This window comes from Marivita sp. (assembly GCF_017643905.1).
Lineage (GTDB): Bacteria > Pseudomonadota > Alphaproteobacteria > Rhodobacterales > Rhodobacteraceae > Marivita.
In genome coordinates this window covers 1-13,762 of the sequence record NZ_JAEPMO010000118.1, presented here as the reverse complement: position 1 = coordinate 13,762, position 13,762 = coordinate 1, and the positions used below count along the sequence as shown (strand labels likewise).

Annotated in this window: 8 protein-coding genes and 1 riboswitch; of the genes, 6 read left to right on the top strand and 2 right to left on the bottom strand. The window is 61.6% G+C overall.

Going from position 1 to position 13,762, the window contains the following annotated elements:
• Positions 1–243: 243 nt before the first annotated feature.
• Together JJ869_RS17165 and JJ869_RS17160 are read right to left on the bottom strand one after the other, a co-directional pair.
• Positions 244–3,687 (bottom strand): pyruvate carboxylase, encoded by a 3,444-nt coding sequence (locus tag JJ869_RS17165; protein WP_292268899.1) that lies wholly within the window; start codon positions 3,685–3,687, stop codon positions 244–246.
• An 80-nt stretch (positions 3,688–3,767) separates the two neighbouring features.
• On the bottom strand, positions 3,768–4,916 hold the full coding sequence (locus tag JJ869_RS17160) for an alpha-hydroxy acid oxidase (RefSeq protein ID WP_292268897.1): 1,149 nt from the start codon (positions 4,914–4,916) through the stop codon (positions 3,768–3,770).
• A 152-nt stretch (positions 4,917–5,068) separates the two neighbouring features.
• On the opposite strand from JJ869_RS17160, the gene JJ869_RS17155 reads away from it, so the two are divergent.
• The 6 genes from JJ869_RS17155 (at position 5,069) to JJ869_RS17130 (ending at position 13,702) form a co-directional block, all read left to right on the top strand.
• Entirely contained in the window at positions 5,069–7,432 is a 2,364-nt protein-coding gene (locus tag JJ869_RS17155; protein WP_292268895.1) for a UvrD-helicase domain-containing protein, read from the top strand.
• 126 nt (positions 7,433–7,558) lie between these two features.
• Positions 7,559–7,635, top strand: a riboswitch (SAM riboswitch).
• A 56-nt stretch (positions 7,636–7,691) separates the two neighbouring features.
• On the top strand, positions 7,692–8,870 hold the full coding sequence (gene metZ, locus JJ869_RS17150; protein WP_292268893.1) for an O-succinylhomoserine sulfhydrylase: 1,179 nt from the start codon (positions 7,692–7,694) through the stop codon (positions 8,868–8,870).
• Between the two features lie 138 nt (positions 8,871–9,008).
• A complete protein-coding gene (folE2, locus tag JJ869_RS17145) occupies positions 9,009–10,106 on the top strand; it encodes a GTP cyclohydrolase FolE2 (RefSeq protein ID WP_292268891.1) in 1,098 nt (365 codons plus the stop codon).
• Between the two features lie 264 nt (positions 10,107–10,370).
• Entirely contained in the window at positions 10,371–10,628 is a 258-nt protein-coding gene (locus tag JJ869_RS17140; RefSeq protein WP_292268888.1) for a hypothetical protein, read from the top strand.
• A gap of 33 nt (positions 10,629–10,661) precedes the next feature.
• On the top strand, positions 10,662–12,110 hold the full coding sequence (locus tag JJ869_RS17135; protein ID WP_292268887.1) for a TrkH family potassium uptake protein: 1,449 nt from the start codon (positions 10,662–10,664) through the stop codon (positions 12,108–12,110).
• Positions 12,110–13,702, top strand: a complete 1,593-nt coding sequence (locus tag JJ869_RS17130; protein ID WP_292268885.1) for a 5-guanidino-2-oxopentanoate decarboxylase — start codon at positions 12,110–12,112, stop codon at positions 13,700–13,702. The genes JJ869_RS17135 and JJ869_RS17130 overlap by 1 nt, the downstream gene beginning before the upstream one ends.
• The last annotated feature ends 60 nt before the right edge of the window (positions 13,703–13,762 follow it).

The following is a 13,762-nucleotide window of genomic DNA, read 5'->3' as shown; positions in this document are numbered from 1 at the left end:
GGCGGCTCCGATTACGTGGTCCATGCGGCGCAAATGACGAATTTCTCCTCGCCGCAACCGCCCAGAACCTCCGCAAACTGGCAAAGATCTTTCCTGCACCGCAGCAACCGCGAAACGCCTGACAGAAAAGGTGCTCGCGCCACGTTCAGCCGTCGATATTCTGCGCCAGCGAACGCCTGTTTTTCCACAGAATCGGCCAATAGCAGGGCAGGCCCGAAGTCCCGCCCCACACCAACCCCCACCTCACTCCAACTCGATCAACAGGTCCTTCGCGTCGATCTGCGCCGCGGGGGACACATGCACCGCCTTGACCACCGCATCGCGTTCGGCGTGCAGGCCCGTCTCCATCTTCATCGCTTCGATGGTCAGCAGGAGGTCGCCTTCCTTGATCTTCTGACCCGCCGACACCGCGATGGAGGCGACGACGCCCGGCATCGGGGCGCCGATGTGGTTCGGGTTGCCGACCTCCGCCTTGGGCCGTGCCGCCGTGGTGGCCTTGGCCTTGCGGTCAGGCACACGGATGGTGCGCGGCTGGCCGTTGAGTTCGAAGAACACCCGCACCTCGCCATCGTCCTGCGTCTCGCCCACGGCGATCAGACGGATTTCGAGCGTCTTGCCGGGGTCGATCTCGGCGCTGATTTCCTCGCCCTGTTCCATGCCATAGAAGAACGTCCGCGTCGGCAGCACCCGCACCGGGCCGTAAGTCCGGTGGCGGCCCATGTAATCGAGGAAGACCTTGGGATACATCAGGTAGCCGTTCAGGTCCTCGTCATCGACGGGCTTGCCTTCAAGCTCCTTGATCACCTTGGCGCGGGTTTCCTCGATGTCCACCGGGGCCGCGTGCAGGCCGGGACGGTCGGTGAAGGCTGTCTCGCCCTTGAGGATCTTCTTCTGGATCGCCGCAGGCCACCCGCCCGGAGGCTGCCCCAGCGAGCCGCGCATCATGTCCACCACCGAGTCGGGGAAGGATACGTCGGTGTCCGGGTTCTCCACATCCGCCCGGGTCAGGCCCTGCGACACCATCATCAGCGCCATGTCGCCCACCACCTTGGAGGACGGCGTGACCTTTACGATGTCGCCGAACATCTGGTTCACATCCGCATAGGTCTGCGCCACCTCGTGCCAGCGCTCTTCCAGCCCAAGGCTGCGCGCCTGCGCCTTGAGGTTGGTGAACTGCCCGCCGGGCATTTCATGCAGATAGACCTCCGAGGCGGGGGCCTGCTGCCCGGTCTCGAACGCCGCATACTGCCCGCGCACCGCTTCCCAGTAGTTGGAAATCTCCCGGATTGCGCTGATGTCGAGGCCGGTCTCGCGTTCGGTATGCCGCAGCGCCTCGACCACCGATCCCAGCGTCGGCTGAGAGGTGTTCCCCGACAGCGCATCCATCGCCGCATCGACGGCATCCACACCAGCAGCCGCCGCCGCCATAATCGTGGCGATGCCAGCCCCCGAGGTGTCATGCGTGTGGAAGTGGACGGGTAGGCCGACCTCTTCCTTCAGCGCCTTGACCAGCGGGCCAGCCGCCGCGGGCTTCAGCAGCCCCGCCATGTCCTTGAGGCCGAGGATATGCGACCCGGCAGCCTTCAGCTCCTTGCCCATCGCGACATAGTACTTGAGGTCATATTTCGACCGCGCCGGATCGTTCAGATCGCCGGTGTAGCAGATCGTGCCTTCCAGCACTTTGCCGGTCTCAAGCACCGCATCCATCGCAACGCGCATGTTCTCGACCCAGTTGAGGCTGTCGAACACGCGGAACACGTCGACACCCGTCTCGGCCGCCTGTTTGACGAAGAACTGCACCACGTTGTCGGGGTAGTTGGTGTAGCCGACGCCATTGGCCCCACGCAGCAGCATCTGGGTCATGATGTTCGGCATCGCCGCCCGCAGATCTCGCAGGCGCTGCCACGGGCATTCCTGAAGGAAGCGATAGGCCACGTCGAAGGTCGCACCACCCCAGCATTCGACACTGAAAAGCTGCGGCAGGTTCGCCGCATAGGCGGGCGCCACCTTGATCATGTCGATCGACCGCATCCGCGTGGCGAGCAGCGACTGGTGCCCGTCGCGCATCGTCGTGTCGGTGATCAGCACCTCTTTCTGCGCGGCCAGCCAATCGGAAACCGCCTGCGGGCCCTTTTCGTCCAGCAGCGTCTTGGTGCCCGGCGGTGGTGTCTCGGCGCGCAGCTTGGGGGCACGGGCGGGTTTCAGATCGGGATGCGGCGTTGCGCGGCCCGCCACCTCGGGGTGCCCGTTCACGGTGATGTCGGCGATATAGGTCAGCACCTTGGTGCCCCGATCCCGGCGCTTGCGGAAGTGGAACAGCTCCGGTGTCTCGTCGATGAACTTGGTGGTGTACTGGTTGTTCAGGAAGGTCGGGTGCTTGAGCAGGTTTTCCACAAACGCGATGTTGGTGGACACGCCGCGCACCCGGAATTCGCGCAAGGCGCGGTCCATCCTCGCAATCGCCTTTTCCGGTGTCGGCGCCCAGGCCGTGACCTTGGTCAGCAAAGAGTCGTAGTAGCGCGTGATCACGCCACCCGCATAGGCCGTCCCGCCATCCAGACGGATGCCCATTCCGGTGGCCGAGCGATACGCGGTGATCCGGCCATAGTCGGGGATAAAGTTGTTCTGCGGGTCTTCGGTCGTCACGCGGGTCTGCAACGCATGGCCGTTCAGACGGATGTCATATTGCGAGGCTTTGCCGGTGGCCTCGGCCAGCGACTTGCCCTCGGCGATCATGATCTGCGCCTGAACGATGTCGATGCCGGTCACTTCCTCGGTGACGGTGTGTTCCACCTGCACGCGGGGGTTCACTTCGATGAAGTAGAACTTGCCGTCATCCATATCCATCAGGAATTCGACGGTGCCCGCGCATTCGTAATTCACATGGGCGCAGATCTTGCGGCCCAGTTCACACAGTTCTTCGCGCTGGGCTTCGGAAAGGTACGGGGCAGGGGCGCGCTCGACCACTTTCTGGTTGCGGCGCTGGACGGAACAATCCCGCTCGTAGAGGTGGTAGATGTTGCCCTGCTTGTCGCCAAGGATCTGCACCTCGACGTGCCGCGCACGGGTGATCATTTTTTCCAAATAGCCTTCGCCATTGCCAAAGGCCGCCTCGGCCTCACGACGGCCTTCCAGCACCTTTTCCTTAAGCTCTTTCGGTCCAGTAATCGGACGCATCCCACGGCCGCCGCCACCCCAAGACGCCTTGAGCATCAGCGGATAGCCAATTTCGCCGGCTTCCTTGGCGATGGCGTCGAAATCATCGCCGAGAACTTCGGTCGCGGGGATGACAGGCACACCCGCTTCTATGGCGACCCTACGGGCGCTGGCCTTGTCGCCAAGGGCGCGCATGGTTTCGGCGCGGGGCCCGATGAAGGTGATGCCATTGGCCACGCAGGCATCCACAAGGTTCGGGTTCTCGGACAAGAGGCCGTAGCCCGGATGGATCGCATCCGCGCCCGATTCCTTGGCGACGCGGATGATCTCATCGATGCTCAGATAGGCGGCCACCGGCCCCATGCCTTCACCGATGCGATAGGCTTCGTCCGCCTTGAACCGGTGCAGGCCCAGCTTGTCTTCTTCGGCATAGACGGCGACCGTTGCCTTGCCCATCTCGTTGGCGGCCCGCATGATGCGGATGGCGATTTCGCCGCGGTTGGCGACGAGGATTTTCTTGAAATCTGACATGGCAGCAGTCCTGACGTAATGACGGTATGCGCTGCTTAGTAAGAATTCGTTACATTCTCAACAGCAAGAAACAGCGCGGCTTACCGGTCGTCCCCATCGAACCAAGCCTTGCCACGAAGATCAGTGGGTTTGATCGCGCCCAATTGGCCAAGGTTCGCCGCCATGTCTTTTTGCAGGATTTCAACCAGATGCGCAGGCCCATCGCTGTCTAGCGCCCCAAGCGCATAGTGCCAAGCCCGGCCCAACATGACGAAATCAGCACCCAGGGCGATTGCCCGAAGGATATCCAGACCGCCTTCCACACCGCTGTCGAAAATGAGCGGCAAATCGGTGGCTGCCCGGAATTTGGGCAAAACCTCGATCGGGGCAGGGGAGGCATCGAACTGGCGTCCGGCATGGTTCGACAGCCAGATCGCGTCAACACCGGCTTGTTCCAATCGCGGAGCGTCCTCGGGGTTGAGCACACCTTTCACAAAGAATGCCCCATCCCACGCATCGCGCAGCCAGCGGACATAATCCCAATCCGGCGACGTGCGCAGCAGGTAGCCTGCGTGCTGGGTCGAACTGAGACCCGTTACTTTGCCCGCGTAATCGTCGATCAGCCGCATGCGCGGCATACCCAGTTGTGCGGTGGCCATCGCCCAAGTCGGGCACATGGCAATCTGCGCGAGCAGACGCGGGGTCAGCTTCGGCGGTGTTGTAAGTCCCGACCGCACCTGCCGTTCCCGGCGCGAGGGCACGGGTACATCCACGGTCAGGATCAGGGTCGTAAACCCCGCATCCTTGGCGCGTTTGAGCATGTCGGTGCGAATGCCTTCGTCGCGGGGCGGATACATCTGGAACCAGCCATTGCCGTCCAGCCGCGGCGCCACCTCTTCGGGGGTGCGCGTGGCAACGGTCGAGATGCTGTAGGGAATCCCCGCCTTGGTCGCCGCCCGCGCCAGCTTGCGTTCCGCATCTGGCCAGATCAGGCCGGACATGCCAACCGGGCTGATGCCGAACGGCAGAGGGTAGTCGCGTCCGCACAGCGTCGTGCTCAGGTCCACCGGCAATTCGCCGTGCAGAATCGAGGGCATGAACAGAACCCGGTCCAGGGCCTCCCGGTTGCGCCGCAACGTGGCCTCTTTTCCGGTGGCGGAATCAAGATATTCCCAGACGAATTTGGGGATGCGCCGACGCGCACGCGCCTTGAGGTCTGAAATGGCGGGGTATTTTGCGTGATGATCCATAGAGGTGCATTTGTGGGCAGTTCCCGGGAATTGTCCAGAAGCGGATTTTTCGAAAAATCCGGCGATTTCCTCAGAAGGAAATCCGCCCGTGGGGATGTGAACATTATCAGAACATCTTTATCTCTGGTGGATGCGGCGCTATCTTGGCGCGCATGAGCAGTTTCGATGAAATGGAGGCGTTCGAAAACGCCTCTCTGTCCGCCCGCGCGATGGCCGCGCGCCCGCAGCCCTATCTGGACGATCTCAACCCGGCGCAGCGCCAGGCGGTCGAGACGATGGATGGTCCTGTCCTGATGCTCGCAGGGGCAGGCACCGGCAAGACCAAGGCGCTGACCACCCGGATCGTGCATCTTCTGAACACGGGCCGCGCCCGCCCGAACGAGATCCTCGCGGTGACCTTCACCAACAAGGCTGCGCGCGAGATGAAGGAACGGGTGGGGCGTCTGCTTGGCCAGACGGTCGAGGGCATGCCGTGGCTCGGCACCTTCCATTCGATCTGCGTGAAACTCCTGCGCCGCCACGCCGAACTGGTGGGGCTGAAGTCGAACTTCACGATTCTCGACACCGACGACCAGTTGCGGCTGCTCAAACAACTCGTGTCCGCCGCCGGGATCGACGACAAACGCTGGCCTGCCCGGCAATTGGCCGGGATCATCGACGGCTGGAAAAACCGCGCGATCACGCCTGACAAGGTGCCTGCCGCTGATGCTGGCGCGTATAACCATCAGGGACCCAAGCTCTACGCGCTCTATCAGGCGCGGCTCAAGGAATTGAACGCGGTGGATTTCGGTGACCTGCTGTTGCATGTCGTGACGATCTTTCAGGCGCACCCAGACGTGCTCGACCAATACCAGCGCTGGTTCCGCTACATCCTCGTGGACGAGTATCAGGACACCAACGTCGCGCAGTATCTCTGGCTGCGCCTCTTGGCGTCGGGGCACAAGAACATCTGCTGCGTGGGGGATGACGACCAGTCGATCTATGGCTGGCGTGGGGCCGAAGTGGGCAACATCCTGCGGTTCGAAAAGGATTTCGAGGGTGCCCATGTGGTGCGGCTCGAACAAAACTACCGTTCCACCCCGCATATCCTTGCCGCAGCCTCTGGCGTGATCGCCGGCAATCAGGGGCGTCTGGGCAAGACGCTTTGGACCGATGCGCAGGAGGGCGAGAAGGTCCGCCTGATCGGCCATTGGGATGGCGAGGAAGAGGCGCGCTGGATTGGTGAAGAGGTCGAGGCGATGCAGGGCGGCACCCGTGGCATGCGCGGGATGAGCCTTGACGAGATGGCCATCCTTGTCCGCGCCTCGCATCAGATGCGCGCGTTCGAGGATCGGTTCTTGACCATCGGTCTGCCCTACCGCGTCATTGGCGGCCCGCGTTTCTACGAGCGGATGGAGATTCGCGACGCGATGGCCTATTTCCGCCTCGTCACCAGCCCGGACGACGATCTGGCCTTCGAGCGGATCGTCAACACCCCCAAGCGCGGTCTTGGCGACAAGGCACAGCAGACCGTCCAGACCGTCGCCCGCGCCAATGGCGTGTCGCTGGTCGAAGGCGCGCGGCTGGCGGTCGAGCAGGGCTTGATCAAGGGCAAGGGCGGGTCCGAACTGGACCAGCTTGTGCGCGATCTCGACCGCTGGGGCCGCATGCGGGAGGACACCGATCATGCCGAACTGGCGGGCATCGTGCTGGACGAGAGCGGCTACACCACCATGTGGCAGAACGACAAAACGCCCGAGGCACCGGGGCGGCTCGAAAACCTCAAGGAACTGGTCAAGGCTTTGGAAGAGTTTGAAAACCTGCAAGGGTTCCTCGAACATGTCAGCCTGATCATGGACAATGACAAAGGCGGGGATGGCGAGAAAGTGTCGATCATGACCCTGCACGCCGCAAAGGGTCTGGAATTCCCCGCCGTCTTCCTGCCCGGTTGGGAAGATGGGCTGTTCCCCTCGCAACGGTCGATGGACGAAAGCGGTCTCAAGGGCCTCGACGAGGAACGCCGCCTTGCTTACGTGGGAATCACCCGCGCCGAGGAGGTCTGCACGATCTCCTTTGCTGCCAACCGCCGGGTGTTCGGACAATGGCAATCCGCGCTGCCGTCGCGCTTCATTGACGAACTTCCCGAAGAACATGTTGAGGTGCTGACCCCGCCCGGTCTTTACGGCGGCGGTTACGGTGCTGCCGGTATGGCCTCGCCCGCGACGCAGATGATGGCCGGTTCCGACCTGCACCAGAAAGCGGCGGATGCAAACGTCTACAACTCGCCGGGTTGGCGACGCTTGCAGGCAAGGTCCCAGCAACGCCCGGTCAGTCAGCCCACCGAGGCCCGCAATACGGTCATCGACGCCACCGCGATCAGTTCCTACGCGCTGGGCGAACGGGTGTTTCATCAGAAATTCGGCTATGGCGCGGTGATGGGGATCGAGGGCGACAAGCTCGAAATCGCATTCGAAAAGGCGGGCATCAAGAAAGTCGTCGCGCGGTTCATCTGTGCTGCCGATGATGTGCCGTTCTAGGCGGGCGGACGCGTCGACGCGTCCGGGATTTTCAGTTGACTGAAAATCCGGGTGCTCTGCCCCCGAGGTGTGTTTAGCCCAAAGAAGCCTATGCCGGAATGTTGACCGACGCATGCCGAAGGCGTAAAGCAAAACTGTGGCGATTTGTTACCGGATTGCGGGCCACGTTAAACATGCCGCTAAAAGGTCAGCCGAAAGCCCCTTTCGCTTGGCCGGAACGGGGCTTTTTTGATGGGTCGAGGCCCACGCAGGTGAAGACATGAAAGACAAGAAACCACGTACAAAACTGGTGCACGCTGGCACCAAACGCAGCCAGTGGGGGGAAGTCAGCGAAGCGATCTTCCTCACACAGGGCTTCGTCTATGAAAATGCCGAACAGGCCGAACAGCGGTTCATCAAATCGGGCCCCGACGAATATATCTATGCCCGCTACGGCAACCCCACGGTCGCGATGTTCGAGGAACGGATCGCGATGCTGGAAGGGGCGGAAGACGCCTTTGCCACGGCGAGCGGAATGGCGGCGGTGAACGGCGCTCTGATGTCGATGCTCAAGGCGGGCGATCACCTTGTGTCGGCGAGGGCCTTGTTCGGGTCTTGTCTTTATATCGTTGAGGACATCCTGCCCCGCTTTGGGGTCGAGGTGACGCTGGTGGATGGGGCTGATCTGGACCAATGGCGCGCAGCGGTCCGTCCCGACACCAAGGCGGTGTTCTTCGAGTCGATGTCGAACCCCACGCTGGAACTGGTTGATATTCAGGCGGTTTCCGAAATCGCCCATGCCCAGGGCGCGTTGGTCGTCGTGGACAACGTTTTCTCCACGCCGGTTTTCTCGGACGCTTTGGGGCAGGGCGCGGATGTCATCGTCTATTCTTCGACCAAGCATATCGACGGGCAGGGACGCACGCTGGGCGGGGTGATCCTTGGCACGCGCGACCATATCCGCAAAGTCGTCGAGCCTTACATGAAGCACACCGGCGGCTCCATGTCGCCCTTTACAGCATGGGTGCAGCTCAAAGGTCTTGAAACGCTTGATCTGCGCGTCCGCGCACAGGCGCAATCAGCGCAGGCCATTGCCGAGGCGCTTGTGGGCCATGCCAAACTGAAACAGGTGATCTATCCGGGCCTGCCGTCACACAAGCAGGCGGCATTGGCGCAGCGGCAGATGGGGTCGGGTGGCACCATGCTGGCGATTGAACTCGAGGGCGGTAAAGCAGCGGCGTTCGCCTTTCTGAACACGCTTGACGTGATCGTGATCTCCAACAACCTCGGGGATGCGAAAAGTATCGTCACCCATCCCGCAACCACAACGCATCAGCGACTGAGCGCCGAACAGCGCCAAACATTGGGCATTACCGACGGTTTGGTGCGTCTTTCGGTCGGAATCGAGGATACGGATGATCTTATCGACGATATTCTGGCGGCGCTGGACACTGCATGACGGCGAAATGACAAAGGAAATTCCCCGCAGGTTTGAACCATTTGCGGGGCAACGTCGTATATCGTACATAAGGTGAGTGGAAAAAAACGGACAGATGCCTATCTCTAGGACATGTCCAACAGGCGAGGGGGCCTGCGTATGAATATCCATACACCTGAGATTGACCGCAAACCCAGCCGTGAACAGGCCGAGGCTGCCCTGGCCCTGTTGCGGCAATGGGCTGGCAAGGCCCATGATGCGGAAATCGACATGGTTGATCCCGTTCTGCGCCGTTTGGTCGAAGGGACTGCCGACGCCTATCCGGTCCTGTCGCGCGACTATCCCGATGGTTTCGCGGTCGATGCTGCCTACAAGGACACGCTGCCCGACCTGCAAAACGGGCCGTCTGCGCTCATTCGCGGTGCGAACCGGGGCATTCAACACGTTGGGATTTCCAACTTCCGCCTGCCGATCAGCTATCACACGCGCAACAACGGTGATCTGACGCTGGAAACCAGCGTGACCGGCACCGTCAGCCTTGATGCCGACAAGAAGGGCATCAACATGAGCCGCATCATGCGGTCTTTCTATGTGCATGCGGAAAAGACATTCAGTTTCAATGTGATCGAAGCGGCATTGGACGATTATAAGTCTGATCTCGAATCCTTTGATGCACGCATCAACATGCGTCTGTCCTTCCCGATGAAGGTGAACAGCCTGCGGTCCGGCCTGTCGGGTTACCAGTATTACGACATCGCTTTGGAACTGGTCGAAACCGACGGCGTGCGCCGCAAGATCATGCATCTTGATTATGTCTACAGCTCGACCTGCCCCTGTTCGCTCGAACTCAGCGAACATGCGCGGCGCGAGCGCGGACAGTTGGCGACACCCCATTCGCAGCGATCCGTTGCGCGGATTTCGGTCGAGGTGAAGAACGGCAAGTGCCTGTGGTTCGAAGACCTGATCGACATGTGTCGCCGTGCCGTGCCGACCGAGACGCAGGTCATGGTCAAACGTGAAGACGAACAGGCATTTGCGGAACTGAACGCCGCCAATCCGATCTTCGTTGAAGACGCGGCACGGCTTTTTGCCGAGCAGCTGCAGGCCGACCCGAGAATCGGCGACTACCGTGTGCTGGCCAGCCATCAGGAAAGCCTACACAGCCATGACGCGGTTTCAGTGCTGACCGAAGGTACGCTTTTTGCGGCGGACAGCCTTGATCCCAAACTCTTCTCGACCTTGTTCCATGTCGGCTAAGGCGCTGTTGAACAGATGAATACGAAAACGGCGGCGTCTGCCGCCGTTTTTCGTTTTAGACAAGACGTTCCGGCGGTGGATACACGCTGTGATCAAATCCTCGCCGGTCTGCCCGCCGATCGGGCAGAGACGATCATTCAGTGTCGTTGCAATCCCACAGATCAGAGGCGAACCGAAGGGCGCGCTGTCTTCGCCGCGATTCCAAAACCAACCTGCGCTATCCTGAGAGCCGGGAGGAAACCAAGGGTCTTAACGAGGTTTCCAATGTCGATAGAACCACTCCACCTGCACTTTGCCCGCCCCGGTCTGCGCCACCGGATCGACCTTTTCTTTGCCGAGAAGGGACAGGGGTTCAATCCGATGCCCATGGTGCGCAGCCGACTGGTCAGCATTCTGAGGCTGGACGCCATGAGTGATGCAGAGCTTGCGTCCCTCGGACTGACCCGCGACGACATCCTGCCTTTCGTCTTCGAAGACTGTTTTGGCGATCTGGCAGCATCAAAGCAGCGGCCAACGGCTTGACACCCCGACGGGACAAGGCCAACGCTTCGTCTCATGTTCGACATCCGTCCCGTAGCCTATGTGATCGGCCTTCTGGTCGCTGTTCTCGGGGCAACAATGCTTTTGCCGATGTTGGTCGATCTCGCCGAAGCGCGCGGCGAATGGCATGTTTTCCTGCAAAGCTCTGTGCTGACGATGTTTTCCGGCGGTTTGATCGCGTTGGCGTCGGCCAATGGCGTCAAGGAAGGACTGTCGATTCAGCAGACCTTCCTGCTCACCACCGGGGTCTGGGTTGCGCTGCCGATCTTCGGCGCCATTCCCTTTGTGCTGGGCGAGACCGACGCGCGTTTCGTCGATGCATTTTTCGAGGCAATGTCGGGACTGACGACAACCGGATCGACCGTCTTCACCGGGCTGGACGAATTGCCCAAGGGCATCCTCCTCTGGCGTGGTCTGCTGCAATGGCTGGGCGGCATCGGGATCATCGTTGTCGCCATGGTGTTCCTGCCCGAACTCAGGATCGGCGGGATGCAAATCTTCCGCGCCGAGGCGTTCGACACCATGGGCAAGATCCTGCCCCGCGCAACCGAGATCGCGACATCGATCTCGACCATCTACATCGCGATCACCATCGCCTGCGCCACAAGTTACTACATCGTCGGCATGAACTTCTTCGATGCCACGGTGCACGCGCTGACCACGGTGTCGACGGGCGGCTTTTCCAATTACGACGCGTCCTTCGGGACGTTCCAGGGGCCGGCGGAATACGTCGCTTCGATCTTCATGATCAGCGCAGCGCTGCCTTTCGTACGCTATGTGCAGATGACCAAGGGCAATTATCGGGTGTTCTGGAAAGACACTCAGATCCGTGCCTTTCTGGGGACAATAGCGGTGCTGGTGTTCGTCACCGCATTCACCCTCACCCAGATTTTCCCGCACCACCCCGAACAGGCGCTCCGTGAGGCGCTGTTCAACATCGTATCGATCATGACCGGCACCGGCTATGCCAGCGTCGACTACATGGGATGGGGGCCATTCCTGATCTCGGTCTTCTTCTTCATTGGCCTGATCGGCGGCTGCGCGGGGTCGACCTCGTGTTCGATCAAGATCTTCCGCTATCAACTCCTTTTTGCGTCGATCAAGGTGCAATTGCGCAAGATCCGTTCTCCACATGGGGTGTTCATGCCGCGCTATGATGGGCGGCCGGTGGGGGATGACGTTCTGAACTCGGTGATCTCGTTCTTCGTGTTCTTCGTGATCTCGCTTGGCGTGCTGTCGGTGGCCTTGGGGATGACCGGACTTGATCTGATCACGTCGGTCTCGGGTGCGGCCACGGCGCTTGCCAATATCGGGCCGGGGCTTGGACCCGAGATCGGGCCTGCGGGCAATTTCGCGGGCCTCAACGACACCGCCAAATGGATGTTGGCCATCGGCATGCTTCTCGGACGGCTGGAACTTCTGGCGGTCTATGCCATCTTCACCGTCAATTTCTGGAGAGCGTGATGACCCGTCAGCCGCTTGGCGCCCAAATCTCGCAAATGCTCAAAGATCGGGGCGTCGATACGATCTTCGGCATCCCCGGTGTGCACAATGTCGAATTGTATCGCGGCATTGAACAGGCCGGGATCACGCATGTGCTGGCCCGTCACGAACAGGGGGCGGGGTTTATGGCCGACGGTTACGCCCGCGCCACCGGCAAGCCGGGTGTGGCCTATGTGATCACCGGGCCGGGACTGACCAACATCCTGACGCCGCTGGGGCAGGCCTATTCGGACTCGGTGCCTGTGCTGGTCATTTCTTCCTGTCTGGACGAGGTCGCGGCCCGGCGTGGCCAGCTTCACCAGATGCGGGATCAGCGCATGGCTGCCGAAACTGTCTGCGTATGGTCGGAGGAGGCGCGCAGCGCGCCTGCCGCCTATGCCCTGATCGACCGCGCCTTCGACCAATTCGCCAGCGCCCGCGCGCGGCCTTGCCATCTGCAAGTGCCCATCGCCACGCTGGGCGCTCCAGCCGACGCCGCTCCGTCACCTGCGCCACGCCCCGGTCTGCCAGCTGCGTCCCACGCGGATGTCTATGATGTGGTCGCCGCTGTTCTGGCCGCAGAAAGACCGCTTTTTGTGTTCGGCGGTGGGGCCGTCGCCGGGGCCGCCGCGATCCCTGATCTGCTGCGCCAAACCGGTGCGGCGTCTATCGTGACCTATGCCGCGCGGGGCGTCGTGCCCGGCGATCAGCCGCTCTATTTCGGCAGCTTTCTTGCCCGTCCCGACAGCGCCGACATCGCCGCTCAGGCCGATCTGGTGATCGCCGTCGGTACCACGCTCTCAGAAGTCGATCTCTGGCGTCCAACGCTGGGCCACACCGCGCCGATGATCCGCGTGGATATCGACCCTGAGGTGTTCAGCGGAATGGGTCACGACGACCGCGCGATTCTGGCCGATGCGGGCGCGTTCCTGAAAGCGATGACCATCGCCATTCCAGCGCGCACCGCCGACCAGCCGCCCAAATGGGATGCCGCCAGTGTCGCGCGCAAACGCGCCGCGTGGCGGGCCGAAGTGGATGCCGAACGCCCCGGCATCGGGCGTGTCTGCGACACGCTGCGCGCGGTGCTGCCCGAAGACACGATGGTCTATTCCGACATGACCCAATTCGCCTATGCCGCGAAAGAAATCTGGGACATGCCGCGCCCCGGTCATTGGCACCACCCCTACGGATTTGGCACGCTGGGCTATGCTTTGCCCGCCGCGATTGGTGGGGCTGTGGCGCGACCGGAACTGCCGACATTGGCCATCGCCGGGGATTACGGGCTGCAATACACCATTCAGGAACTGGGCACTGCGGTGGAACTGGGCCTGCCGCTGCCCATTCTGGTCTGGGACAATGGCAAGCTGGGCGAGATCGAGGACAGCATGGTCCGCAGTCAGATCGCGCCCAATGCCGTGGTGGCGCGGAACCCGGATTTCCTTGCACTGGCACAGGCTTATGGGGCAGGGGCGGTGCAGCCCGACAGTCTGGAAGCCTTGCAGCAGGCGGTTCTGGCGGCGTTCACGGCAGATACACCGACGGTGATCCGCGTGACACCGGCCATTGCAGGCTGAGAAGCCTGTTCGAACAGGCTTGGAACGCGGTTTCGAAACCGCGTCACGGGCTTTCGAAAG

What these genes read in the sequence shown, in the direction of transcription:
- JJ869_RS17160 (WP_292268897.1), bottom strand. Translation starts at nt 4,916, where the DNA reads ATGGATCATCACGCAAAATACCCCGCCATTTCAGACCTCAAGGCGCGT.
- JJ869_RS17140 (WP_292268888.1), top strand. Translation starts at nt 10,371, where the DNA reads ATGTCGATAGAACCACTCCACCTGCACTTTGCCCGCCCCGGTCTGCGC.
- JJ869_RS17130 (WP_292268885.1), top strand. Translation starts at nt 12,110, where the DNA reads ATGACCCGTCAGCCGCTTGGCGCCCAAATCTCGCAAATGCTCAAAGAT.
- JJ869_RS17155 (WP_292268895.1), top strand. Translation starts at nt 5,069, where the DNA reads ATGAGCAGTTTCGATGAAATGGAGGCGTTCGAAAACGCCTCTCTGTCC.
- JJ869_RS17165 (WP_292268899.1), bottom strand. Translation starts at nt 3,687, where the DNA reads ATGTCAGATTTCAAGAAAATCCTCGTCGCCAACCGCGGCGAAATCGCC.
- folE2 (WP_292268891.1), top strand. Translation starts at nt 9,009, where the DNA reads ATGAATATCCATACACCTGAGATTGACCGCAAACCCAGCCGTGAACAG.
- metZ (WP_292268893.1), top strand. Translation starts at nt 7,692, where the DNA reads ATGAAAGACAAGAAACCACGTACAAAACTGGTGCACGCTGGCACCAAA.
- JJ869_RS17135 (WP_292268887.1), top strand. Translation starts at nt 10,662, where the DNA reads ATGTTCGACATCCGTCCCGTAGCCTATGTGATCGGCCTTCTGGTCGCT.